The sequence below is a fragment of the Thioalkalivibrio denitrificans genome, assembly GCF_002000365.1.
Classification (GTDB): domain Bacteria; phylum Pseudomonadota; class Gammaproteobacteria; order Ectothiorhodospirales; family Ectothiorhodospiraceae; genus Thioalkalivibrio_A; species Thioalkalivibrio_A denitrificans.
Genome location: NZ_MVBK01000035.1, coordinates 22,095 through 47,114, shown reverse-complemented (window position 1 = coordinate 47,114; position 25,020 = coordinate 22,095). Strand labels below are relative to the sequence as shown.

Genomic DNA, 25,020 nt, shown 5'->3' with positions numbered 1-25,020 from the left:
ATCCCACATTACGAATGCCCCTCTTCACGAATAGTTCCCGCCGGATCCTCCGCCGTGCGCGCGGACTCCGCTGTCGGCGGCTGCAGCAGATCCCGAACCCACTGGGCATCCGCCTCATCTTCCAGAACCTGCACCTGGGCGCGGCGCAACGTGATTGCAGCGCAATAGAGCCAGCAGGCACCCGTCATCAGGAGCAATGCGGCGAACATGGATGGCGCCATGGTGGGGGCGCTGGTCAGGGTCACCGACATGCCCTGGTGCAGGGTGTGCCACCACTCCACGGAAAAGTAGATGATGGGTACATTGATCGCTCCGACCAGGGCCAGCAACGAGGCGGCCCGCCCTCCGCTCTCACGATCATCGACGGTCGCCCGCAGGGCCATGTAGCCGAGGTACAGAAACAGCAGAATCAGTGTGGATGTGAGGCGCGCATCCCAGACCCAGTAGGTGCCCCAGGTGGGCGCTCCCCAGAGGGCCCCGGTCCAGAGGGCCATGAAGGTCATCAGCGCGCCGGTGGGGGCGAGGCTGCGCGCCATCACGTCGGCGAGCCTGATCCGCCAGACCAGGTGGATGACCGCGTACATGGCCATCAGCAGGTAGAGGAACATCCCCATCCAGGCCGCGGGGACATGGATGAACATGATCCTGTAACTGTTGCCCTGCTGGTAATCCGGCGGGGCGACGAAGAACCCGGTGTACAGGCCCGCGATCGCGAGCAGGACGGCCACGCCCGCGAGCCATGGCACCAGCACCTGCACCAGGAGATGGAAATTCCGCGGTGCAGCGAACGTGAGCCAGGGTATGCGGCGAGAAGACATCTTGGAAAACTCCTTGCAGGACAATAGCCGACCGGGAACACTCCGGCTAATCAAGGCTGATGCGCAATGCTCCGGCCACTGCCAGCGGCGCAAGCGGGAGGGCGATCGCCAGCATGGCGCCGAGCAGCGAGAGGTGCGCGTAGGGGCCGGCCTGATGCATGGCCTCGTTCACGGCCCCGGAACCGATGACCAGTACGGGCACGTACAGGGGCAGTACCAGCAACGCCATCAGGGCACCGCCCGCCCTGACCCCGAGCATCAAGGCGGCGCCCGTGGCGCCGAGCAGGCTCAGCACCGGCGTACCCAGGGCAAGCGACCACGCAAGGACCGCCAGCTCGAAGCCGCGCAGGCCCAGAGAGTAGCCGAGCAACGGGGAAATGACGACCAGGGGCAGCCCCAGCGACAGCCAGTGGGCGGTGATCTTGCCCAGTGCAACCAACGGCAGAGGCTGGCGGCCCAGCACGATCTGTTCCAGCGTGCCGTCGCGCCAGTCGTCCGCGAACAGCCGGTCCAGCGATATGAGACTGGCCAGCGCCGCCGCCACCCAGACGCCGCCCGGCGCGAGTGCGCGCAGGATCTCCGGCTCCGGTCCCACGGCAAGCGGGAACAGCGTCGTCACGATGACGAAGAAGGCCACGACGGTCAGCACATCCTGCCGCCGCATGACGATCAACGAGATATCGCGTCGTACCAGTGTCCAAAGCGATCTCCACATGGGACCCTAGCCCGGATATCTCGCCGGGATCGCGGGAGCAGGCGAAGGATTCGCGTCAGTAGGCGCCGCTCTGGAGCGAAACCCATAGCCGTAGCTATGGGTTGAGTGAAGAGCAAGCATACGGACGCGAAGAAAAGCCTGAACCGCGATAGGACTCCGGCGGGAACAGTCCGTCATGCTAAGGTTTGCGACCATTTCAACGTATTCCGCTTATGTTTCAGGCTGTTGTGCACCAGCCGGTGTCCGCCCGGTGAGATATGCGGGCTAGCTCAGGTCCAGGCAGTTTGCCTCGTGCAAACCGTCGAAGGTCTGGTGGCTGGTAGTCACCGCCAGCCCTCCCTGAGCAAGGTGTTTGTTCAGGCGATCCAGAAGCCAGTCAACTGCCCCTGTATCCAGGGCGGTCAACGGTTCGTCCAGCACCCAAAGTGGACTTGAGGACAGCAGCAGTCGGGCCAGGGCGGTACGCCGACGCTGGCCCTGGGACAGGAAACGCACGGGCACATCCTCGTAACCTGCAAGGCCGACCTCTTCCAGGGTATCGAGACAGCGTGTCTCATCATGACGTTCGCCCCGCAGGCCCTGGTGGACGGCAAGATTTTCCAGGGGCGTGAACTCGTCCTTGACCGCATCGCGGTGACCCACGTAAACGATGTCCGCGCGCGCTGAATCATCCAGCTTCCGGATGTCCTCGCCATTCAGATAGACATGGCCCGACTCGAGTTCCGTGAGCCCGCAGATCGCCCGCAGCAGGGTCGTCTTGCCGCAGCCGTTGCGCCCACGCACGAACAGCAACTGGCCGGGTTCGACGCTGAACCCGATTCCGGCAAACAGCGGCCGACCCCCTCTCCGGCAACTCAGATCCCGGGCACTCAACATAGACGGCTACCTCATTAGCATGGACGAGCCGGCGGCAGGGGTGTAAACGCTCATTCCCGACTCATGACCTGATCTCAATATACCCCCGTACCGACCCGCCCGTGAGGCCCCCGTCTTGACATGCATCAAGCAATTCATGCCGCCAGGATACATGATTGGCGCCACTGCTGCGTCACGTCAACCGGGGCCTCTGCACGCCTGCCGGCACCATCGCCAGAGTCAGTGGCTCGTGCCCGGATCCAGCCGCGTCTTGTTGTACACGTTGTACTTGCCCGACGGCCGCTTCATGGGGATGCGCTTGACCTCCTCCAGGGTATCCCCGTCGTATATCACGATCGCGCCGTCGTCGTCCCAGATGCTCAGTACGGCATAACGTCCGTGGCGGTCGTACTCCACGTGCGCGGCGGTCTTGCCGGGCGCAGGGCGCAGGGTACGCACAATCTCCAGGGTGTCCTTGTCGATGATGTGCACCGCATCACGGTCGGGCCCGAAGAAGACATCCACCCAGGCGTAGGGCGAGTCACCGTGGCTCCGCATGAAGAAGCCCGGGCCCAGGGTGTCGATGCGCTTGATGATCTTCCACTCCTCCATGTCGATGACGCTGACCTGGCCTTCCCGCAGGTTGGGGGTCGCCAGCACGGGCCGGCCCCGGTACTCCCAGCTGATCCCCGAACCCAGGTGCGGCAGCCCGGTAAGATCCAGTTCGGCCACCTTGCGCCCCTCGTCCAGGTTGACCACCTGGGCATTGTTGGCGTTGCGCGCCGCGCCGATCAGGTGCCGGTAACCGGGGTCGAAGAAGAAGTCATCCAGGTAATCGTCCAGCTCGATGCGGCGCAGGGGAAACGCGGGCGTCTCCACCTCGCCGTCGGCATCGGCCAGGTAGCTGATCTCCCACACCTCGGCCACGTCGCGCAGCGCCACCACGAAACTGCCGCGGGGCGCGGCGGTGTACACGGCGCTCACCCGGGACGACGTGCCGGCCGCATCGGTGGCATCAAAGATCTTGATGGGCGTCAGATCGGCGGCGTCCAGCAGCACGGCGCTGTGGGGCAGGTAGTTGCCCACCAGGAGATAGCGCCCGTCGCCGGAGACGGCCACATTGCGGGTGTTGATGCCGGCACGGATCTCGGTGACGGTCTTCATGTTGTAGACGTCGAACTTGCTGATCCAGCCGTCACGGGACGCGAAGTAGACGAAGCGCCCGTCGGGTGAATACTTGGGTCCGCCGTGCAGGGCATACCGGGTGGGGAAGCGCGTCAGGACCTCCAGACGGTCGCCGTCCAGGAGGCTTGCGTGGTGATCGCCCAGCTCCACCACAATGAACAGGTTGAGCGGGTCGGCATCAAAGCGCGGCTGGTCGCCCAGCTCCCGGAGGTCGTGGTGCACCAGCCGGGATTCACGCATCTCGTCCATGCCCCAGACCGGCATCTCGGGCAGCGGCTGGTAGATGTAGTCCACCAGTTTCGCGATCTGCTCATCGCTGAGCTGTTCGGCAAAGCCGGGCATCTGGGTGGCGGCGCGGCCATGGCCGATCACCTTTGTCGCCTCGTCCTGGCGCAGCCGCCTGAGGTTCTCCGGCAGCAGGGCGGGACCCATACCCCCCAGGCGGTCGCCGGAGTGGCAGCTGGCGCAGAACTCCTGGTAGAGGCGCTTGACCTCTGCGTCGGCGCTCGCGGAGCCGGGCAGCCACGCGAGCAGGAACACGAGCGCGCACACGATGCCGGTGCCGCCGTGACGTTGGACATATCTGAACATGGGGATCAATCCACGGGTTGCGCGCCCCTTGCGGGGCGCGATTTCACTGGAAGTCGTATTTCTCCGGGATGCTGCGGCGCGAATAGGGGAACATGCGCAGCCGTTCGCTGGTCCCCTCGACGCCGATCTCCTCGTCGGTCAGGTAGCAGGCGGGATCCTCCTGCCACGGGTCGCCGGTCAGCTGCCAGGCGCGCACGCGGGTGTTGCCGCCGCACACCGACTGGTGATGGCACTCGGCGCAGCGCCCCTTGAGGGGCCTCGGCCGGGCCTTGAGGCCGGCCATGAGGGGATCGCGGGTATCCTGCCAGATCTCTGAGAAGGGGCGTTCGCGGACATTGCCCAGGTGGTAGTCCCACCAGAAGGTGTCCGGGTGCACGTTGCCCAGGTTGTCGATGTTGGCGATGTTCACGCCGCTGGAATTGCCGCCCCACTGTTCGAGACGTGCGCGCATGTACTCCACATGCTCCGGGAAGCGGCGGGCGATCCAGAACAGCAGGTAGACGCCGTCGGCATCGTTGTTGCCCGTGACGAACTCCCGGTGGCGCCCAGCCTGGACATCGTCCCAGCAGGCGTCGAACAGCAGGTCCATGGCGTCGCGGGACACCTGGTGATAGGCATCGTCCTTGCGGTTCCTGTTACCGCGCCCGGCATAGTTGAGATGCGACAGGTAGAACTTGTCCACGTCCTCCCGCTCCATGAGCTTGAGCATCTCCGGAAGTTCGTGGGCGTTGTCCATGGTGATGGTGAAGCGCATGCCGATCTTGATGCCGTTCTCGCGGCACAGGCGGATGCCGTTCATGGATTCCTCGAACGCCCCCTGCCTGCGGCGGAAGTAATCGTGGGTCTCCTTGAGCCCATCGATGCTGACGCCCACGTAGTCGTAGCCGATGTCGGCGATCCGGTGGATGTTGTCGCGGGTGATCAGGGTGCCGTTGGTGGACAGGCCCACGTAGAAGCCCATCTCCTTGGCGCGCCGTGAGATGTCGAAGATATCGCTGCGCAGCAGCGGCTCGCCGCCCGAGAGGATCAGCACGGGGACCCCGAACTGCCTGAGATCGTCCATCACCCCGTAGACCTCGGTGGTGTCCAGCTCTCCCGGGAAATCCTTGTCCGCCGAAATGGAGTAGCAATGCTTGCAGGTCAGGTTGCAGCGCCGGATCAGGTTCCAGATCACCACCGGCCCGGGCGGCTGGCGGTGCGGCGGCAGGACGGCGTCGGCGCCCTTGACCAGCTTGTCGAGTTCCCGCATGTACTGGCTGATTCTGAACATGGTGTTACCTCACGCAGTCAGGCGCAGGCCCGTTTTCTTGAGAATGCGCTGACTGAACAGCACTTCGTGGCCGTGGTCGTCCTCGCCCAGGAGTTGGGAGATCATCTGCACCTTCCGGTGCGCCTCCTCGCGGCTGCCCGCATGCACCATGGCGAACAGGTTGTAGGGCCAGTCCGGCAGATGACGCGGGCGATGGTAGCAGTGGCTGACGAACTCGAGCGCCCCGACACGCGGCCCCAGCTCGCCGATCCTGTCGTCGGGCACGTTCCAGACGCTCATGCCGTTGGCGGTGAATCCCAGCCGGTAGTGATTCGGCACGGCCGCGATCCGGCGGATGATCCCCCGATCCTGCATGCGGCGCAGCCGCTGCATGACCTCCTGCACATCGATACCGACTTCCGCGGCGATGTGCGCGTAGGGCTCCGGCACCAGCGGCAGCCCCGCCTGGGTGGCGACGATCAGGGCGCGATCCAGGCTGTCGATGGCCGCCGGCCCGTCGGCGCGCGCTTCCTCGATCCCCTGGCTTGTGGCACTCGTGACGATGCTCATACCGGCAGCCTCAGCCTGACGTAATACTCTTCCAGCTTGGGCATGTTGTAGCAGGGATAACCGCTCGCCTGCTCGATGCGGCGCAGGACGTCCGTGATGGCCTCGGGCGTTTCGGTGGCGAGCACGAACCACATGTTGAAGGCATGCTCGCGCTGGTAGTTGTGGGCCACCTCGGTAAAACCGTTGACGATCTCCGCCACACGATCGAAATCCTCGGGCGGTACCTTCATGGCCACCAGGGAAAAGGCGCCGCCCAGGCGCTCCGCCTGGTACATGGGACCGAAGCGGGTGAGGATACGTTCATCCAGCAGCCGCTTCAGACGCGCCAGCAGCGTGTCCTCGTCGGTGCCCAGTTGCCGCGCCACCTCCGCATAGGGCCGCTCGCTGACGGGAAAGCCGTCCTGCAGGGTATTGATGATGCGCCGGTCCAGGCTGTCCAGGGCATCCGGGCGGGCGGCATCAGGTCGCATAGTCGGCCTCCCGCGCGTCGGCAAGTGCGGGGCACGTCGTCACGCCATGGTAACGGGCGCCGCACTGCTTGAATCGGCGACGGCTGAACAGCACCTGATGCTGCACCGACTCGAGCCCGCATTCCTGCACCAGCTGCGCGATACGCGCCTGCACCTCGTCCCGGGTCTTGCCGTGTATCATGCAGAACAGGTTGTACGGCCACTGTGGCAACTGCCGGGGCCTGCGGTAGCACAGGGTGACGAAGTCGTAGCCGCTGAAGCAGCGGCCCAGCTCGCCCACCGTGTCGTCCGGTACATCCCAGACCACCATGGCGTTGGCGCGATAGCCCAGCTCGCGGTGGCGCACCACGACGCCCAAGCGCTTGATGACGCCGCGGTTGCGCAGCGCCGCCAGCCGCCGCAGCACCTCCTGCTCGCTGATGCCGAGCCCGGCCGCGACCTCCGCGTAGGGCCGGGGCGAGAGCGGCAGGCCCTTTTCGATGGCACCGATCAGGGCCAGGTCGGTGTCCTCCAGGAAACCGACCCGGCTGCGGATCTGCCGCAGATGTTCCCTGAAGGCGCTCATGTCCATTGCAGGTCAAACCCCAGGTCGATGTGATAGTCCTCGAGCAGCGGCAGCGCCAGGACGGAAAGCCCCGTGCTGCGCTCCATGTCCTCCAGCACGCCGCACAGTTCGGATTCATCCTTCGCGGTCACCACGAACCAGAGGTTGTACTCGTGCTCACGCTCGTAGTTGTGATTGACGTGCGGGTAAGCGGTAATGGCCTCGGCCACCCGCTCCAGCTCGGCCTCGGGCACCGCCATGGCGGCCAGCGTGCTGACACCCACGCTGTGGGGCCGGAACACCGCGCCCACGCGGCTCACCACGCCCCGCTCCCGGAGCCGTTCCAGCGTATCGATCACCTCCTGTTCGCTCACCCCCAGTTGCTCGGCCATATCCGCATACGGCCTTTGGCTCAGCGGCAGGTCACGCTGAAAGTCGTTGAGCAGCCGCTTTTCCAGGTGGGTGAGTTCCATGACCATGCTCAGAGTCCGATCCGGTGGGCGCGGGCGGTGAGGAAGATGCCGCTGGGGCTTTCCACGGGCAGCTGTCCGAGCTTCTCCAGGGAATAGCTGTCGTAGATGTGCACCTCGTTGGCGTCACGCACCGACACCCAGATGTGCTCGCCCCGGGGCGTGAACTCCATGTGCAGCACGGCGGGCCCGGGCTTCAGGGATGCCTTGATCTCGAGGGTATCCACGTCGATCACCTGCAGCGTGTCATTGTCCGGGTAGGCGAAATTGACCCACACCGCGTGCTGGTCGGGGCTGGCCATGACGAAGATGGGCTGCCCGTGGACCGGAATGCGCTTGACCTCGCTCCAGTCGCGCCGGTCCACCACCAGGACCGAGTGGTGCCCCACCGCCGGCATGAAGGCATAGTCACCGGCCATGGCCCAGCCCTCCAGGTGCGGCATCTTGAACACCGGCAGCGGCTCGTCGCCGCGCCCGTAACCGTCCATGATGCGCTGCACGCCGTCCTGCGGCCGGCGCAGGTCCAGCATGGCCATGCCGTCCTCGCCGAACAGCCCGGCGATGTAGTAGCGGCCGTCAGGGGTGATCAGCGCATCGTAGGGCTGGCGCCCCACGTCCCGGTGGCGGGTGATCTCCGGGGTATCGCCCCCGCTGAAATCCGCCACCCAGATCTCGCCGGCCTCGAACAGGCTGAACACAAAACGCTGGCGCGGCGCGTCCACGAGGCCCACCACCTTGGAGCGCTCGCCTCCGTCGTCCTTGGCGGGGATGTCGGCCACCAGTTCCAGGGTGCGGGCATCAAACACCTTCACGCCGCCGGGATCGTAGTTGGCCACGGCCAGCAGCCGCCCGTCCTGGGAGATCGCACCCCCGATGCTGTTGCCCGACTGGATGATGCGGTTGGTGATCTTGCGCCTGAGCATGTCCACCTGGGTGAGCCCGCCGTCGCGGCCGAAGATGTAGGCATAGCGCTCGTCCCGGGAATACTTCACCGAGGCATGGGAGAGATCGCCGAGCCCGGTGATCCGGGCCAGGCTGGTGCGCGAGGTGGTCTCGATGATCTGGATGCTGCCGGTGGCCCGCTCGATGATCACGCCCAGATCGCCCGTGGCGCGCAGGCCGTCGGACTGACCGGCAAGCGCCAGGGGGCAGGCGAGCAGCAGCACCCACAGCAGGCATCCGGCAAGTTTCGTGCGCCTCACTACAGGTCTCCTTCGTATAACAGGTCCACAATCCACCGGGCTTCCTGCTCAGTCAGGATACTAGACCAGGGCGGCATGGGCGTGCCGGGGCGTCCGTACAGGACGGTGTACACCATTGTCTCCCGGTCGCGCTGCGCCAGTGCCTCGGGCGTGATCGGCGGGCCCAGCCCGCCGCGCATGGTCAGGCCGTGGCAGGAACCGCAGTCCTGCTTGACCAGGTGGCGCAAGTGAGCCTTGCGCTCGTCGTCGATGGGCGCCTCTCCGGCCATGGCTGCCGGTCCGGCCCCCATGGCCAGCAGCACGGCGAGCGGTATTGCGATTACGAATCTATCCACTGCTCTATGCACTGCGCTCTCGCGCCGTGGGGCACGCCTCCGCCTGCTCGGGCCGATACCAGTCCAGGGTATCCGCCATGCTCACCACCCGCCCGATGACGAACAGCACCGGCGGACGCAGATCGGCCTCGCGGGTCTCGCGGCCCAGCTGGGCCAGCGTGGTCACCAGGCGCCGCTGCCGGCTTGTGGCGCCGTCCTGGATCGCCGCTGCGGGGGTATCACCCGACAGGCCGGCCTCCATGAGCCGGGCGCTGATTTCGTCGATGTTCGACACGCCCATGTAGATGACCAGCGTCTGATCGGGGTTGGCCAGCCGCGCCCAGTCGTGCTCGAGGGGGCCGTTGGCACGGCTGTGGCCCGTGATGATCTGCACCCCCGTGGACAGGCCCCGATGGGTCAGGGGGATACCGGCATAGGTGGTCACGGCCGTAGCCGCCGTGACCCCGGGGACCACTTCGAAGCGCACGTTGTGCCGGCGCAGAAACTCCGCTTCCTCGCCACCCCGGCCGAAAACGAACGGATCCCCGCCCTTGAGCCGTACCACGACCCGGGCGCGGCCGGCCACCTTGAGCAGCAGCCGGTTGATCTCGTCCTGTGGCAGGGTGTGGCGATCGGTGGCCTTGCCCACGTAGATGCGGCTGGCGCCGGCGGGGACCAGGTCCAGCACCCCGGGGGCCACGAGGCGGTCATAGACCACCACGTCGGCCTGCTCGATCAGGCGCAGGGCCCTGACGGTCAGAAGGTCGGGATCACCCGGCCCGGTTCCCACCAGGTACACGCAGGGATCGTCGTTCATCGTTGCACCAGCCTTGTCTCATGGCCCTTGCCGGCATGCTTGGCAGCGTCTGGCAGCGGTTCGGGCGTCATATAGTCAGTTCTTGTCAGCACTGGGCTTTCCGATCGAATGGCGGGCGTGTCCCTCCCCTGGAATCATGGCCTCGGGGCGCATGGACGAGAGCTAGCCCGGCCCGGCCTTCCCTGATGCAGCAAGGCGTCGAGAAAACGGGCTCCGGCCCCCATATTCCCTATCCTTGACCCTATTATTGACTGTCCACCGGTATCATACGCCTTGATTTCGATCAAACTTTGCATTCTTGGCACATCTTTAGAATGACCGCCGGGCAGGCCCAAGGCCGCTTCCCGGCCCCCGGTTCGCTGCAATAATCCGGGCTTGGTTGCGCTATGCTGACAGGCCATTCTGACACACGACGACCACAGCCGATGACGAAAACGATCGCCCGCGCGACTGCCCTGACCCTGGCCCTGCTGGCAGGCGCGGCCGCGGCCCAAGACTACCTCCGTGACCAGACCGAGGTCCGGGCGCTGCTTGAAGGCGCCACCCTGTCGGGGGTCTATCTGCGCAGCCAGTCGGCCTACACGCTGGAGTTCCGCGCGGACGGATCCCTCGTGGACCAGCGCGGCGAATCCGCGCGCTGGTGGGTGAGCGACACCGGCCAGTACTGCCGTGAATGGCTCACCGGCCGCCTGGCCGGCAACAAGGCCTGCATGGACCTGGTCCTCGACGGCAACCGCATCCACATGTATTCCAACGGAAACAGGGTGGCCGAGGGGGAGTTGAGCCGGTGAGCGGAGGTGAATCAGCGGGGCTGGCTTGAAAGGCAATGGACAGGATGAACAGGATGTTTCTGGATTAACAGGATTAACCCGGACATTGCACCAAGGCGGCCACGTAATCCCCGGATCAGCGCACCGTTCGGGCAATGATCTGCGCGATCTCCTCGTCAGAAGCCGCCATCACCTCGGCGACCTCCGGGGGCATCATCTCCAGAAATGCGCTGGTATTCATGCGCGAGATGAACACGTCCCCGCCCGAGGTCTGGTAGATGCTGACACGACAGGGCATGAAGGCGGACACGGGACGATAATCGTCGTTGGCCAGAATGCGTGCGCTGTAGCGTCCACTGCACACATCAATGATCACCACCGGTTCCAGGGTGAAGCCCCGCATGGAGAGCACACCGGCCATGTTGTTGACGTTGAGCACGCTCCAGCCTGCAGCCTTCGCCTCTTCCTTGAAGACCTGCAGAGTCTCCGGGAAAGACTTGTTGCTCTTGACCACCTCCACCAGCTGCGGCTGGTCCCCGCTCTGGGCGAGCGCAGCCCCTGGGAGGATCCACGCAACCAGCAACATGAAGCCGAACCCGAACGCGGCGAGCCGGTGGCACGAACGAGAGGTGAACGGTATCGCAGGAATATGATTCATGTGAACAACTCCTTAATGTTGCCAAAGTGGCCCGGTTTTGGGTCGGCAAGCCGAAGCCTGACCAGCCCGAGCGGCAAAGTGAAAGGCCTTCCCACCGAGGGGCGGCGAGCAAGATTAATGGACAGGATCAAAGGCTTTCAAGAACAACCCTGTAAATCATGTTAATCCTGTCCAAATGTCTTTTGTCTTTCGTCCTTTATCTCTAGTCCTTAATCCTGTCAATCCCAAACAATCCTGTTCATCCTGTCCATTTCATTCGCGGTTGATCATACGCGCCAGCACAGGCGGACTGGCGTCGCCGAAGTAGAAGGTGCGGTGCGGGAACGGGATCTCCACGCCCTGGGCGTCGAAGGCATACTTCACCCGGCGCAGGAACTCGCGGCCCACGTACCACTGCTTGATGGGCAGGGTCTTGATGCGTCCCTTGATGACCACGGCGGAATCATCGAACTTGTCCACCCCGAAGATCTCCATGTCCTCGATGATGTTCGGTCCGTACTCCGGGTCGGCCTTCATCTCCTCGCCCACCGACTTCAGGATACCCACTACCTTGTCGGTGTCCTCCTTGTAGGCCACGCCGATGTCGAACACATAGGCGGACCACTCGCGGGTCAGGTTCGTTACGGAGTCGATGGTCCCGTTCGGGAAGATGTGCACCTTGCCCTCCAGGTCGCGTAGCACCAGGGTCCTGAAGTTGATGGCCTCCACCAGCCCGCCGGTACCGTTGACCACCGCCACGTCGCCCACGCGGACCTGATTCTCGAGGATGAAGAAGAACCCGCTGATGACATCACGCACCAGGTTCTGCGCGCCGAAGCCCACCGCCAGTCCCAGCACGCCGGCCGAGGCCAGGATCGGGGCAACGGACACACCCAGTTCGTTGAGGATCACCAGCAGCGCCATGACCCAGACGACGATCATCACCGCCTGGCGCAGCAGCCGCACCAGGGTCTCGGCGCGCTTGCTGGCCTCCGAAGGGACGTCCCCCTGGCGCTTGCCGCTCTCCACCAGCCGGCGCTGCATCCGCCCCAGGGCGTTGCGCACCACGCTCATGATCACCCAGGCCATGACCAGGATGAGCAGGATGCGCAGCGTGGAAAAGATCAGGTCATCCCATTGGACCTCCTGGAAATATTCGAGGACGAGTTCCATATTGGGGGCTCCTTTCGAGTCCGGTGATCGCGCTGGCAAAGGAAGAAGGTTGAAGGATGAAGGATGAATGAAAACCGGATCCGGCCTGATTCATCCTTCATCCTTCGTCCTTCATCCTTCGGCGGCGGCTACGCCGCCGCCGTCCACCCCAGTTCCTTCGCTTTCGCACGCGCCAGCGCGGGCACGTCCTGCGCCACGAAGTGGCTGTGCAGCACCTGCACACCGATCATGTGGTTGATGACCGCATCCAGCTGCACCTGGGTGGAGGCGGTGGTGTCCTCGGCGTCGTGCAGCTCGAACAGCGCTTTCACGCCGGCCGGATCCAGCAGCCCCGCGGCCTCGATGGCCTCGTCGGAGAGGTACTGGTCTGCCAGTGCCTTCATGGCCGCCCATTTCTTGGGGTCCGTATGCGCCGGCGGCGCCATGAACGCGAACTTCTCGCGCTCGTAGAGCACCTTCGGCAGCAACCCCTTCATGGATTCGCGCAGCACGTACTTTTCCGTGCGGCCCCGGATGCGCATGGAGGGCGGGATCTTCGTGGCCAGCTCCGCCAGGTGATGATCGAGGAAGGGCGGACGCGCCTCCATGGAGTTGGCCATGTCCACCCGATCACCGCCCCAGGTGAGGATCTGGCCTTCCAGCATGGTCTTGATCCACACGTACTGCGCCTTGTCCAGGGGATGGCGCCCCTCGATCATGTCGCCGTCCAGCGCCTCGGCAATGGCGCGGCCCGGCTCGTAACCCTCCACCTGGGCGCGCATGTCCTTGGACATGAGACCCGGAACATGAGCGGCAGTGGCAAGCCACGGCTGCAGGCAGGAGGGCGTGAAGCCCACCAGATCGTTGAGCGCCGGGTCGTTGAGCTCGTTCTCTGCGAGCATGGCGCCGGAGAACAGCTTGTTGCTCTCGGACAGCAGCTGCTCCCAGCTGGCGCGCTCGGCCCGATCCATGGTGTCGAGACCGTGCAGGAACATGTCCCGGCGGAACGCCGGGTAGCCGGCGAACAGTTCGTCCGAGCCCTCGCCGGTCACCACCACCCGATAGCCGGCCTTGTTCACGTGCCGGCTCATGAGGAGCTTCGCCACACCGAGCGTGTTGTAGATGGTGCGTTCGGCATGCCAGAGCGTCTCTACGAGATTGTCGTAGAGATGGTCAGCGTTGAGACGCATGACGTCCTGGTCCGCGCCCACGGACTCGGCCATCTCGGTGGCGATGGCCGTCTCGTCGTAGTCGGCGTTGTCGAAGCCGATGGTGAAGGCCTTGACCGGCGACTGCTGGTTCGCCGCGGACAGACCCAGCGTGATGCAGGAATCGATGCCCCCGGAGAGGTAACAGGCCACCGGCACGTCCGCCTCCAGGCGCAGCTGCACGGCCTGCATCAGCTCCCGGCGCACAGCCTCGATGTAGACCTCGTCGTCTTCGGGCTCGCCGCGTTCCTCGAGCAGCGGGAAGTCCATGTCCCAGTAGCGATCGTCACGGATCTCGAACTTGCCGTGGCGGCGCTCGATGGTCACCACGTGACCCGGCTTGACCTGGTGGATGCCGTCAAACGCCGTGGTGCCGGGTACCACGGTCTGCATGAGCTGATGGTAGAGGCCCTTGGCGTTGAACCGGCGCGGCACATCCGGATGCGCGAACAGCACCTTGATCTCGGAGCCGAACACGATCCTGCCGTTGACCTCGGTCCAGTAGAGGGGCTTCACACCGAAGCGATCCCGGATCAGCATGAGCCGGTCGTGAGCGCGGTCGTAGAGCGCCACGCCGAACTCGCCGCGCATGTGTTTGAGCGTCTCCTCCAACCCGAGGCGCTCGTAAAGATGCAACACGATCTCCGAGTCGCTCTTGGTGCGGAACTTGTGGCCCCGCGACGTAAGCTCAGTGCGGATGCGCTTGTAGTCGTAGAGTTCGCCGTTGACCGCCAGCATGAGGTTCCCGTCATGGGAGACGAACGGCTGGCGGCCGCGGTTCTCGTCCAGGTCAATGATGGTCAGTCGGGCATGGGAAAACCCCACACCGCGGCCCTTCTCCACCCGGTAACCGAACCCGTCCGGCCCGCGGTGATACTGAATGGCCGCCATGGCCACCAGGGTCTCGGGATCGACGGGTTGCTTGGGATCGGCGTTCATCACGCCAGCTATTCCACACATGTGTGTTTTCTCCTGCGAATGTGAACCAACTCAGTTGCAGCGCCGCGGAGCGCGCAACGAAAATTCTTAATGGACAGGATTTACAGGATTTTTGAGGATGAACAGGAAGAAGTCTTTTCAGACAAGATCAACGTGGGCAACGGGGTCGGATTCAATCGAGAATCACGTAGATGCCGTTGATGCAGTTGGATCAATTCTTCTTCCTGTTAATCCCCAACAATCCTGTTCATCCTGTCGTTCATTTCTTCTCAACCCCGGGACGTATCCGGGACATCCATGACCTCGCCGATGCGCCGCACCATGCAGGTGAGCAGTGCCATGCGGATGAATACGGCGCCGCGGGCCTGGGCGAAGTACCAGTTGTGGGATGTCTTGTCCAGGTCGGTGGACAGCTCCTCGCCGCGTGCCAGCGGGTGAAGGATGATGGCGTCTTTCTTCAGCGGCGACGCCGCGCTCAGGCGCATGTCCATGCCCATGGCCTCGAAGGTGTCGCCCACCCACGCGATGGCGTTGATGTACACCACATCCAGATTCGGCAACTCGCCGTCCAGATCCGTGGCCACACGCACTGAAAGGCCGGCCTTGGTCAGCTCCTCGTGCTGACCCTCGTCGAAGAGGTTGTCTTCGTGGCTCAGGATGGCCACTTCCTCGATGGACGAGGCAAAGTACGCCAGCATCAGCAACAGGCTGCGCACCGTGCGCATGCGGCTCGGCACGCCGATGATGCCGATGCGGATGCGCTTGCCGGCCGGCAGATCCGGGCTGGTCAGTTCCGGACGCCACTTGAAGATGGTGTAGACATCGGCCATGGCCTGGGTGGGGTGCTCGTCGATGCCGTTGCCCGCATTGATGATCGGGATACGCAGCGAGTCCAGCATCTCGTAGATCGCCTCGGCCTCCGTATTGCGCAGCACGATCACGTCCCCGTAGTTGTTGAACATCTCGGCGATGTCGGGCAGGGATTCGCCCTTGGCGATGCCGGTGCTCCTGGCGTCGGTGATGGACATGATGTCTCCGCCCAGGCGATGCCACGCGCTTTCGAACGACAGACGCGTGCGCGTACTGGGTTCATAAAAGGCGCTGATCAGGATCTTTCCTGCCAGTGGCGGATGCAGCAGCGCAGGGGTACTCTCGTACTGCGCGGCGAGCCGGAACAGTTGCAGCAGCGTGTCGCGGTCGAACTGACGCGATGAAACCACGTGCCGACTCGACAGCGACATGAGCGGACGCGGGTCCTCGGGCAGGGAATCCAGCAACGCCCTGGGGCGCTCGATGCCGGCGGTGCCGTCCTTGGGCTTGAGCGGGCGCTCAAGCTGCGGATCGTTGGGAACTGCCATGGCGTGCCTCTCCTCGGGTCACGGGTGGGCTTGGGGATGGAACATCAGGGGGAATCCTCTTTATATAGTCCGTGCGCTCAGGCTGAGCGGGGTTTACGAGGCTTCTTCAACCTTGGCGATCTCCGCCAGTGCCTCGTCGGTGGTCATGACCCGGGCATAGCGGTCCTTGATGGTGGTCAGGGTCGCCCGCTGCATCTCCGGCGTCACCGTCGCGCAGCCGTCCTCGATGAGCGTGACGTAAAAACCCAGGTCGCAGGCGTCACGGATGGCGGTGGAGACGCACTCATTGCTGTAGACGCCCACCACGAACAGAGAGGTGACCTCCAGATTACGCAGGACGTATTCCAGGTTGGTGGAGGTGAACACGCCGCTGGCGGTCTTGTTGATGACGATCTCGTCACCCTGCGGTGCCACGATCTCCAGAAATTCCGCTTCCTTGGAGCCCGGCGCGGCATGCAGGTTGAGCCGCTTGTGACCCGGCCCCCGGTCGCGCCCGTCCCGGGTCAGAGACTGGATGCGCGTATGGATCACTTCCAGCCCCACGGCGCGGAACGCGTCCTGCAGGCGCCGCACGTTGGGCAGGACCAGGTCCTCCAGACGGCTGAAGTAATAGTCCTGCGCCTCGGTGGGCACGCCGGAACGTTCCGCGTCTGCGAATACGCCGTGACCACGCGCGGCGTCCAGGTATTGCAGGTCGATGCTCAGCAGCGCCGTGTGGTGCGCGCCCAGCTCTCGCTTCAGTATCCGGTTGGTGATCAGGGTTTCACGATACTGCTCGCGCAACGGGTCGACATTGTCGTACCTGGTCAGATCGGTGACATTGTCGGGCTTGTCGTTCATGCCTTTTTCCTCTTCGCCGGCTGCTCCTTGATGGTCACGCCGGCATCCGCAGCGGCCAGTTGCAGTATCGCCTGCAGGGCCAGGTTCGCCCCTTTCTCGATGTCCTCCCACGGCGTCCACTCGGATGCCGAATGGCTCTTGCCCTCGATGCTGGGCACGAAGATCATGCCGGTGCGGGTGACGGACCCCATGATCTGGGCGTCATGGGCCGCACCGCTGGGCATGCGCAGATGCTCCAGCCCCAGGCGGTCGGCAGTCTCCGTGAGCAACTGAACCAGCCCGGGGTCGCAGCGCATGGGCGGGATCTCCGACAGCACGTCGAACTCGAACATCAGGTCCCGGCGCCGCGCCAGTGCCGAGAGCGTGCGTCGGAAGGCATCCGAGAGATTCTTCAGTGTCTCGGCATCGGTGTCGCGCACGTCCAGGGAAAAGCTGGTCTGCCCGGGGATGGTGTTCGCGGCACCCGGCTTGAGTTCCACCCGGCCGATGGTGGCCCGGCTGTGAGGGCTGCCGTGCTCTTCCAGAATGCGGGTGATCTCGCCGGAAAATTCCGCGAGCCCCTGAAAACTGTCGGCGCGCATATCCATGGGCGTTGTGCCCGCATGGTTGGTCTGCCCCATCAGGCGCACGTCCCACTTGAACAGGCCCGTAATGGCATCCACCACGCCAATGGACACATTGTTGCGGTCCAGCACCGGCCCCTGCTCGATATGAAGCTCCAGATAGGCGTGTATGGATTCCGGGGAGCGGCGTGCGAACAGGGCCGCGTTGGCATCCAGCCCCCAGGCGGCCATGGCCTCGGTAAGCGTGACGCCGTCCAGGTCATGGGCGTTGTGAATGATGGCCGGTGTGAGCTGCCCGGCGATGGCCTGGGAACCGAACAGGCCGCCGAAACGACCCTCCTCGTCGGTGAAGTCCACCACCTCCAGCGGATGCCTGAGTTTGACGCCCGCCTCGCTGATGGTGCGCATCACCTCGAGGCCCACCAGAACCCCCAGCGCCCCGTCCAGCGGGCCGCCGCCGGGCACCGTGTCCAGGTGCGAACCCATCATCACGGCGGGACGCTTTCCGTCCCAGTCCAGGCGTGCGTGCAGATTGGCGGCACCATCCTCGTAGACCTCGAGGCCGGCGGCTTCGGCGCGCGAACGAAACCAGCGCCGTCCCTCCAGATCGCCCTCACTGAAAGCCATGCGGTGGATACCCTGATCCTCCTGCTGACCGATGCGTGACAGGCTCTGCACATCGTCGCGCAGACGTTCGAAGTTGACTCTGATCTCGTTCATGGTCTGGTTGCTCCTTCCGGACATTCCGGACGGATGACACCGGCAGGGCCCGACGGAGCACGGTGCGCGGCGTCATGCGTGAATTCAGTCATCCCCGGCGATGGGTCGCAGGGCGGCCTGTTCGTCATGGGCCTGCATGTGTTCCAGCAGGGCCGCCAGACCCGACTCGAGCGCCGCCAACTGTTGACCGGGCAGGGCCTGCAGGGCACGGTTGAGTTCGCCCTCGGCCGGCGCGGGGGCCGCCCGGAGCAGGTCCTCTCCGCGCGGGGTGAGAAACAGGCTGACCACCCTTTGGTCCATACCTGTCCTGCGCCGTTCCACCAGATGCTTGCTCTCCAGCTTGTCCAGCATGTTGGAAGCCGTGGAAGGATGAATCAACAGCCTGTGCGAGAGATCGCCCACTCTGAGACCGGGCGCGTTGTGCAGCTCCCACAGGGCCCACAACTGGGCCGCGCTGACCCCGCAGGCCTTCTCGATGCTGCGCGAATGGTTCTGCAGGGCGCGGAACACCACCCGCAGCTGACGGATGATGGATTGCGCTGCGTTGGCGCTGCCGGATTCGCCGGACAGGCTGGAACGGGGTGTGGACATGGCAATAGGGTCTTTTTGTCGCAAATATTTTTGTACAATAGCATTTCACGAACAAGAAACTCAACGCGGGGGCGGGAGTCAATTGGCTCTCAGGCCGCCGCCAGGAGACCGCCATGACCCACCAGCTCGAGGAAAGCCTGCAGGCCCAACGGGAGGCCGCGTACCTGCTGCTGCGGCGTTACCTGGCCCTGGGACGCCCCTTCCTGCTGAAATCACAGCTGCACGACGAGTTCGACGCCCTGTGTCAGGACATCGACGATGCCTCGCTGGCGGACAGCCCGCTGGCGCACATGGTGGAACACTGCCAGGAGGCGGTGCTTGCGGCGCCTTGGGTGTGCCTGGCGCTGCGCCAGCGCATCGGGCGCTGGAGCTTCGTGCGCATCCATGCCGACGACCTGAGTGTGGAGCCGCTCACCGTGGGTCACTTTCTGGAGGTGAAGGAGCGCCTGGTCTGCCCGAACCCGCGCCATGAACGGCCGCTGGAGTTCGACATCGAGCCCTTCAACCGGGAGTTCCCGCAGATGCGCGAGACACGCTCCATCGGCCGGGGCGTGGAGTTTCTCAACCGCAAGCTCTCCAGCCAGCTGTTCGATCGCGCCAACGGCGGCCTGAGCAAGCTGTTCCTGTTTCTGCGCGAGCACCGCTGCGACGGTCGTCCCCTGATGATCAACGACCGCATCGACGGCGTGGATGCCTTGCGCACCGCCATCCGCGATGCGGAAAAGCGCCTGGCGCGGCGCGACCGCGACACCCCCTGGACGGAGATTGCCCATGAACTCCAGCACCTGGGCTTTGAGCCCGGCTGGGGACGCGACGCGGGCCGGGTGCTGGACAGCATGCGTCTGCTCTCGGAACTGCTGGAAGCGCCGTCACCCGAGAGCCTCGAGCGGTTTCTGGCGCGTATTCCCATGATCTTCAGCCTGCTGATCCTTTCGCCCCACGGCTTCTTCGGGCAGGCGGGCGTGCTGGGTCTGCCGGACACGGGCGGGCAGGTCGTCTACATCCTGGACCAGGTGCGCGCACTGGAACGCGAGATGCGTGATCGCCTCTCCGAGCAGGGCCTCGAGATCGAGCCCCGCATACGCGTTGTCACGCGGCTGATCCCCGAGGCCCGGGGCACCACCTGTGACCAGGCCGAGGAGGCTATTTCCGGGACCGAGGACGCACGCATCCTGCGCGTGCCGTTTCGCGGCGACGACGGCGAGATCGTGTCCCACTGGATCTCACGCTTCGAGATCTGGCCGTACCTGGAGCGTTTCGCCGACGAGGTGGAACGTACGATCCTCGCGGACCTGGGCGGGCGGCCGGACCTGATCATCGGCAACTACTCCGACGGCAACCTGGTGGCCTCGCTGCTGTCCGCGCGCATGCACGTGACGCAATGCAACATCGCCCATGCCCTGGAGAAGACCAAGTACCTGTATTCCGACCTGTACTGGAAGGACAACGACGCCCAGTATCACTTCGCCACCCAGTTTACCGCCGACCTGATCGCCATGAACTCGGCCGACTTCATCATCACCAGCACCTACCAGGAGATCGCGGGCACAGACGACGAGATCGGTCAGTACGAGAGCTACATGCATTTCTCCATGCCGGACCTGTACCGGGTTGTGCAGGGCATCAATGTATTTGACCCCAAGTTCAACATCGTGTCTCCCGGTGCGGACGAACGCGTGTATTTCCCCTACACGGATACCGGGCAGCGCATCACCGGCTTGCACACCGAGATCGACGACCTGCTCTATGGTGGTGCACGGGACGATGCCCGGGGCGTGCTGGCCGACCCCGGCCGACCGGTGATCTTCACCATGGCCCGCCTGGACCGCATCAAGAACATCACCGGGCTGGTGTCGTGGTACGCGGAACACCCCACGCTGCGCGAGCTCGCCAACCTGGTGGTGGTGGCCGGCGCCGTGGACCCCCGCCACTCCGACGACCACGAGGAACAGGCGCAGATCGAGCGTATGCACGCCCTGTTCGATGACCACGACCTCGACAGGTGCGTACGCTGGCTGGGCGTGCGCCTGGACAAGACCCTGTCCGGGGAACTGTACCGCTGCATTGCGGACCGGCGCGGGGTATTCGTGCAGCCCGCGCTGTTCGAGGCCTTCGGCCTGACGGTGATCGAGGCCATGGCCTCCGGCCTGCCCACCTTCGCCACACGCTACGGCGGACCGCTGGAGATCATCCGCCACGGGACCAGCGGCTTTCACATCGACCCCAACCACGGGGAGACCGCCAGCGCGGAGTTAGCAGCCTTCCTGGAGCGCTGCCAGAAGGACCCGGCACACTGGGATGCGATCTCCCGGGGCGCCATCGCCCGGGTCGAAGAGCGCTACACTTGGCGGCTGTATGCCGAACGCATGATGACGCTGTCTCGCATCTACGGCTTCTGGAAGTACGTCACCAACCTGGAACGCGCGGAAACCCGGCGTTACCTGGAGATGTTCCACGCCCTGCAGTACCGGCCGCTGGCGCTCTTGAAGTAGGAAGGGGGAATTGGGAAGTGGGAAATCGGGGGTTAATCAGCGTCTTGCGCGGCGCTCGACAGGTTGCCGCGCCATAAACGGCCTTGTTCCGACTTCCCAGTTCTCACTTCCCACCTCCGATCTCCCACTTCCCAATTCACACTTCCCACTTCCAACCGCGTGTCCTCCTCTCCGGTTTCTCCGCTCGTTCATCGGTTGTGTCGTTTGTCACTCTCTCTGGTCTTTAAGCTGTACTAAGCTTTACCATGAAAGGGCAACGCTTCGGCTGTTCGGAGTGTTGCCGGTCCATGCATCGTTTCAGCGCACGGGTGTCGGCCGGTTGATGACGTGATCCAGCGTTTCCAGTCAGGTTTTGTGACACACGACCCGACGCCCCGCCGCCGGAAACCCGACATTCTCCCCTGCAACCGGGCGTCAAACGCCGGAATGCCGTCACCGCGCGCCATTATCGGGTGTATCGGACACACCGCCGGAACTGCACGCGTGCCGGCGCGTCCAACAAGAGTGATGAAGTCCCGGGAATCCGGTCGCGCAGCCCGCGCGCCGATGCCACACCGCTTACCGGAACACATCGGATACACGCCGTCCGTCGGCGTCCGAGGGGAGAACGCGCGGTCTGCACCCTGCCGTGGCCCCCAAATTGCATGGATGTACATGCGCACCACTGCGTCCTGACGAGGAGGTGAAGACGTTATGGATTCCGCAGAAACCCTGATCGCCCAGTACGCACGGGAATACCAGCAGCGCCAGGAGTCGGAAATGCCCCTGAGTGCCTACCTGGAGGCCTGCGCGGACGATCCCATGATGTACGCGACCGCCGGCGAGCGGCTCGTGGCCGCCATCGGGGACCCCAAGGTACTCGATACTGCCAAGGACGAGCGCCTCGGACGCATCTTTCTCAATCGAACCATCAAGATCTACCCGGCCTTTGAGGATTTCTATGGCATGGAGGAGACCGTCGAGCGCATCGTCGGCTTCTTCCGCTACGCGGCGCAGGGCCTGGAGGAGCGCAAGCAGATCCTCTACCTGCTCGGTCCGGTGGGCGGCGGCAAGTCCTCGCTGGCAGAACGGCTCAAGAGCCTGATGGAGAAACTCCCCATCTACGTGCTCAAGGCCAACGACGAGATCTCGCCCGTGTTCGAAAGCCCCCTGGGCCTGTTCGACCCGGAAACCCACGGGGCCGACATCGAGGCGCGTTTCGGCATTCCGAAGCGCCGGCTCACCGGTCTGATCTCCCCCTGGGCGGTCAAGCGGCTGGACGAGTTCGGCGGCGACCTGTCGCGCTTCTCCGTGGTGCGCATCTATCCGTCCAAGCTGCGCCAGATCGCCATCGCCAAGACCGAACCCGGCGACGAGAACAACCAGGACATCTCCTCGCTGGTCGGGAAGGTGGACATCCGCAAGCTGGAGCTCTACAGCCAGAACGATACCGACGCCTACAGCTACTCGGGCGGCCTCAACCGCGCCAACCAGGGCATCCTGGAATTCGTGGAGATGTTCAAGGCGCCCATCAAGATGCTGCACCCGCTGCTGACCGCCACCCAGGAAAGCAACTATGTGGGCACGGAAAACATCGGCGCCATCCCCTTCAACGGGATCATCATGGCGCACTCCAACGAGGCCGAGTGGCAGACATTCAGAAACAACAAGAACAACGAGGCCTTCCTGGACCGTATCTCGGTGATCAAGGTGCCCTACTGCCTGCGAGCCACGGAGGAACAGCTCATCTACGACAAGCTCATCCGCACGAGCGAGCTGAGCGATGCGCCCTGCGCCCCGGCCACCCTGGACCTGCTGGCGAAGTTCTCGGTGCTCACCCGGCTCAAGGAGCACGAGAACTCGAGCCTGTACTCCAAGATGCGGGTGTACGACGGCGAGAGCCTCAAGGACACCGATCCCAAGGCCAAGTCCATGCAGGAGTACCGTGACGTGGCCGGGGTGGACGAGGGCATGACCGGCGTCTCCACGCGCTTTGCGTTCAAGGTGCTTTCCGAGACCTTCAACTACGACAACCGCGAGGTGGCCGCCGATCCGGTGCACCTGCTCTACATGCTGGAGCAGTCCATCCGCCGCGAGCAGTTCCCGGAGGAGACGGAGCGACGCTACCTCGAATTCATCAAGGCGGAACTGGCGCCGCGCTACGCGGACTTCATCGGCAACGAAATCCAGAAGGCGTATCTGGAGTCCTACCACGACTTCGGCCAGAACCTGTTCGAGCGCTACGTGACCTATGCCGACGCCTGGATCGAGGACCACGATTTCAAGGATCCGGATACCGGGCAAATGCTCGACCGTCCTGCGCTCAACCAGGAGCTGTCCAAGATCGAGAAGGCCGCCGGCATTGCAAACCCCAAGGACTTCCGCAACGAGGTGGTGAAATTCGCGTTGCGCTCCCAGGCGGCACAGGGCGGCAAGATGCCGTCGTGGACCTCCTACGAGAAGATCCGCGAGGTGATCGAGAAGCGCATGTTCAGCCAGGTGGAGGACCTGTTGCCGGTGATCAGCTTCGGCACCAAGGCCGACTCCGAACTGGAGCGCAAGCACAGCGACTTTGTGCAGCGCATGGTGGAACGCGGTTACACCGAGCGCCAGGTGCGCCGGCTGGTGGAGTGGTACATGCGCGTGAAACAGGCGGGCTGAGCGCCCGCCGGAGGGAATCAGGGCTGTGGTCAATATCGTCGATCGGCGCCTCAACCCCAAGGACAAGAGCCTGGCCAACCGCCAGCGCTTCATCCGGCGGGCCAAGCGACAGATCCTGGACGCGGTGCGCGACGTGTCGGCGAAGCGCAAGGTTACCGAGGTGGGTCACGGGGAGGAACAGATCCGCATTCCCTCCGACGGCCTGCAGGAACCCTCGTTTCGCAAGGACAGGGACACCGGCACGCGCCGTCACGTGGTGCCCGGTAACAAGGAGTATCACGCGGGCGATCGCATCCCGCGGCCTGATGGCGGAGGGGGCGGACGCGGCTCGGGCGGCAGTCCGGACGGCGAGGGCGAGGACGAGTTCCAGTTCACCGTCAGCCGCGACGAGTTTCTGGATCTGTTCTTCGAGAACCTGGAATTGCCGGAACTGGCCCGCACCCAGCTCTCCAAGGTGGAACAGCAGGGCATCCAGCGCGCCGGGTTCTCCGTCACCGGATCACCGGCGAGTCTCAATCTCACGCGCACCATGCGCAACTCGCTGTCGCGGCGGCTTGCCCTGCGCCGCCCCAAGCGCGAGGAGATTCTGGCCCTGGACCGGGAGATCGACCGCCTGGAGCGTACCGGAAAAGATCCCGAGGGACTGCGCGAACTCATCCGTCAGCGTGAGGCGCTGACCCGACGCTCCCGGCTGATCCCCTACATCGATCCCATCGATCTGCGCTTCAACCGCTTCGTGCCCGTGCCGCGACCCATTTCCCAGGCGGTGATGTTCTGCCTGATGGATGTATCCGGCTCCATGACCGAGGACATGAAGGACCTGGCCAAGCGCTTCTTCATGCTGCTGTACCTGTTCCTGGAACGGCGCTACCGGCACGTGGATATCGTGTTCATCCGCCATACCCACATCGCCCAGGAGGTGGACGAGGAGACCTTTTTCTACTCCCGGGAGACGGGCGGCACACTGGTCTCGCCGGCGCTTCGGGAGATGGAGCGGGTGGTGCGCGAACGCTACTCCCCGGCGGAATGGAACATCTACGCCGCGCAGGCCTCGGACGGTGACAACACCCCGGCCGACAACCCCGCGGTGGTGCAGATGTTGGAAGAGGTGATCCTCCCCGTGTGCCGCTACTTCGCCTACATCGAGGTGGCGGAGGAACGCGGCTGGGAGTCGGCCAGCGACCTGTGGGAGGTCTACGAGCAACTGGTGGCGGCGGGGCATCCCATGGCGATGCGCAAGGTCAAGAAGCGCGCGGACATCTTTCCGGTGTTCCAGGATCTGTTCACCCCGGCGGAGCTGAGGGCCTGAG

At 64.4% G+C, this 25,020-nt stretch carries 23 protein-coding genes; 4 read left to right on the top strand and 19 right to left on the bottom strand.

Annotated elements, in window-relative coordinates:
- Window positions 1–8 precede the first annotated feature (8 nt).
- The 12 genes from B1C78_RS06150 to cobA all read right to left on the bottom strand — a co-directional run bounded on the left by B1C78_RS06150 (window position 9) and on the right by cobA (window position 9,800).
- Window positions 9–818 carry a heme ABC transporter permease gene (locus B1C78_RS06150; RefSeq protein ID WP_077278307.1) on the bottom strand — a complete coding sequence of 270 codons (810 nt, stop codon included), beginning with the start codon at window positions 816–818 and terminating at the stop codon, window positions 9–11.
- Window positions 819–864: 46 nt separating this feature from the next.
- Entirely contained in the window at window positions 865–1,533 is a 669-nt protein-coding gene (gene ccmB, locus B1C78_RS06145) for a heme exporter protein CcmB (RefSeq protein ID WP_077278268.1), read from the bottom strand.
- 264 nt (window positions 1,534–1,797) lie between these two features.
- Window positions 1,798–2,409 (bottom strand): cytochrome c biogenesis heme-transporting ATPase CcmA, encoded by a 612-nt coding sequence (ccmA, locus tag B1C78_RS06140; RefSeq protein ID WP_077278267.1) that lies wholly within the window; start codon window positions 2,407–2,409, stop codon window positions 1,798–1,800.
- A gap of 219 nt (window positions 2,410–2,628) precedes the next feature.
- The gene (locus tag B1C78_RS06135) at window positions 2,629–4,164 is read right to left on the bottom strand and encodes a nitrite reductase (protein WP_077278266.1); all 1,536 of its coding nucleotides are present in this window, start codon (window positions 4,162–4,164) and stop codon (window positions 2,629–2,631) included.
- Between the two features lie 43 nt (window positions 4,165–4,207).
- Window positions 4,208–5,434: a heme d1 biosynthesis radical SAM protein NirJ gene (gene nirJ, locus B1C78_RS06130; protein ID WP_077278265.1), complete on the bottom strand. Its 1,227-nt coding sequence runs from the start codon at window positions 5,432–5,434 to the stop codon at window positions 4,208–4,210.
- A gap of 9 nt (window positions 5,435–5,443) precedes the next feature.
- On the bottom strand, window positions 5,444–5,983 hold the full coding sequence (gene ahbB / locus B1C78_RS06125) for a siroheme decarboxylase subunit beta (RefSeq protein ID WP_077278264.1): 540 nt from the start codon (window positions 5,981–5,983) through the stop codon (window positions 5,444–5,446).
- A complete protein-coding gene (locus B1C78_RS06120; protein ID WP_077278263.1) occupies window positions 5,980–6,453 on the bottom strand; it encodes an Lrp/AsnC family transcriptional regulator in 474 nt (157 codons plus the stop codon). The genes ahbB (B1C78_RS06125) and B1C78_RS06120 overlap by 4 nt, the downstream gene beginning before the upstream one ends.
- The gene (gene ahbB / locus B1C78_RS06115) at window positions 6,443–7,018 is read right to left on the bottom strand and encodes a siroheme decarboxylase subunit beta (RefSeq protein WP_077278262.1); all 576 of its coding nucleotides are present in this window, start codon (window positions 7,016–7,018) and stop codon (window positions 6,443–6,445) included. The genes B1C78_RS06120 and ahbB (B1C78_RS06115) overlap by 11 nt, the downstream gene beginning before the upstream one ends.
- The gene (locus B1C78_RS06110; protein WP_077278306.1) at window positions 7,015–7,470 is read right to left on the bottom strand and encodes an AsnC family transcriptional regulator; all 456 of its coding nucleotides are present in this window, start codon (window positions 7,468–7,470) and stop codon (window positions 7,015–7,017) included. The genes ahbB (B1C78_RS06115) and B1C78_RS06110 overlap by 4 nt, the downstream gene beginning before the upstream one ends.
- Before the next feature lie 8 nt (window positions 7,471–7,478).
- Window positions 7,479–8,669, bottom strand: coding sequence for a cytochrome D1 domain-containing protein (locus tag B1C78_RS06105; RefSeq protein WP_139349823.1), 1,191 nt, complete (start codon window positions 8,667–8,669; stop codon window positions 7,479–7,481).
- Window positions 8,669–9,004 (bottom strand): c-type cytochrome, encoded by a 336-nt coding sequence (locus B1C78_RS06100; protein WP_281250596.1) that lies wholly within the window; start codon window positions 9,002–9,004, stop codon window positions 8,669–8,671. The genes B1C78_RS06105 and B1C78_RS06100 overlap by 1 nt, the downstream gene beginning before the upstream one ends.
- A gap of 4 nt (window positions 9,005–9,008) precedes the next feature.
- The gene (cobA, locus tag B1C78_RS06095; protein ID WP_077278261.1) at window positions 9,009–9,800 is read right to left on the bottom strand and encodes a uroporphyrinogen-III C-methyltransferase; all 792 of its coding nucleotides are present in this window, start codon (window positions 9,798–9,800) and stop codon (window positions 9,009–9,011) included.
- 425 nt (window positions 9,801–10,225) lie between these two features.
- Between cobA and B1C78_RS06090 the strand changes: the two genes are divergently transcribed.
- Window positions 10,226–10,591: a hypothetical protein gene (locus B1C78_RS06090; protein WP_077278260.1), complete on the top strand. Its 366-nt coding sequence runs from the start codon at window positions 10,226–10,228 to the stop codon at window positions 10,589–10,591.
- A 115-nt stretch (window positions 10,592–10,706) separates the two neighbouring features.
- Here the strand turns inward: B1C78_RS06090 and B1C78_RS06085 are convergent, their stop codons facing one another.
- The 7 genes from B1C78_RS06085 to B1C78_RS06055 all read right to left on the bottom strand — a co-directional run bounded on the left by B1C78_RS06085 (window position 10,707) and on the right by B1C78_RS06055 (window position 18,578).
- Window positions 10,707–11,156, bottom strand: coding sequence for a DUF302 domain-containing protein (locus tag B1C78_RS06085; RefSeq protein ID WP_139349825.1), 450 nt, complete (start codon window positions 11,154–11,156; stop codon window positions 10,707–10,709).
- A gap of 324 nt (window positions 11,157–11,480) precedes the next feature.
- Window positions 11,481–12,380, bottom strand: coding sequence for a mechanosensitive ion channel family protein (locus B1C78_RS06080; protein WP_077278258.1), 900 nt, complete (start codon window positions 12,378–12,380; stop codon window positions 11,481–11,483).
- 128 nt (window positions 12,381–12,508) lie between these two features.
- Window positions 12,509–14,527 (bottom strand): asparagine synthase (glutamine-hydrolyzing), encoded by a 2,019-nt coding sequence (gene asnB / locus B1C78_RS06075; protein ID WP_077278257.1) that lies wholly within the window; start codon window positions 14,525–14,527, stop codon window positions 12,509–12,511.
- A gap of 248 nt (window positions 14,528–14,775) precedes the next feature.
- Entirely contained in the window at window positions 14,776–15,864 is a 1,089-nt protein-coding gene (locus B1C78_RS06070) for an aspartate/ornithine carbamoyltransferase family protein (RefSeq protein WP_077278256.1), read from the bottom strand.
- Window positions 15,865–15,957: 93 nt separating this feature from the next.
- Entirely contained in the window at window positions 15,958–16,704 is a 747-nt protein-coding gene (locus B1C78_RS06065) for a cysteine hydrolase family protein (RefSeq protein ID WP_077278255.1), read from the bottom strand.
- The gene (locus tag B1C78_RS06060; protein ID WP_077278254.1) at window positions 16,701–17,987 is read right to left on the bottom strand and encodes a Zn-dependent hydrolase; all 1,287 of its coding nucleotides are present in this window, start codon (window positions 17,985–17,987) and stop codon (window positions 16,701–16,703) included. The genes B1C78_RS06065 and B1C78_RS06060 overlap by 4 nt, the downstream gene beginning before the upstream one ends.
- A gap of 84 nt (window positions 17,988–18,071) precedes the next feature.
- On the bottom strand, window positions 18,072–18,578 hold the full coding sequence (locus B1C78_RS06055; protein WP_077278253.1) for a MarR family winged helix-turn-helix transcriptional regulator: 507 nt from the start codon (window positions 18,576–18,578) through the stop codon (window positions 18,072–18,074).
- Window positions 18,579–18,691: 113 nt separating this feature from the next.
- On the opposite strand from B1C78_RS06055, the gene B1C78_RS06050 reads away from it, so the two are divergent.
- The 3 genes from B1C78_RS06050 to B1C78_RS06040 all read left to right on the top strand — a co-directional run bounded on the left by B1C78_RS06050 (window position 18,692) and on the right by B1C78_RS06040 (window position 25,019).
- Window positions 18,692–21,070 carry a sucrose synthase gene (locus B1C78_RS06050; protein ID WP_077278252.1) on the top strand — a complete coding sequence of 793 codons (2,379 nt, stop codon included), beginning with the start codon at window positions 18,692–18,694 and terminating at the stop codon, window positions 21,068–21,070.
- Between the two features lie 693 nt (window positions 21,071–21,763).
- Window positions 21,764–23,710, top strand: coding sequence for a PrkA family serine protein kinase (locus B1C78_RS06045; RefSeq protein WP_077278251.1), 1,947 nt, complete (start codon window positions 21,764–21,766; stop codon window positions 23,708–23,710).
- Between the two features lie 25 nt (window positions 23,711–23,735).
- Window positions 23,736–25,019, top strand: a complete 1,284-nt coding sequence (locus B1C78_RS06040; protein WP_077278250.1) for a YeaH/YhbH family protein — start codon at window positions 23,736–23,738, stop codon at window positions 25,017–25,019.
- Window position 25,020 lies beyond the last annotated feature (1 nt).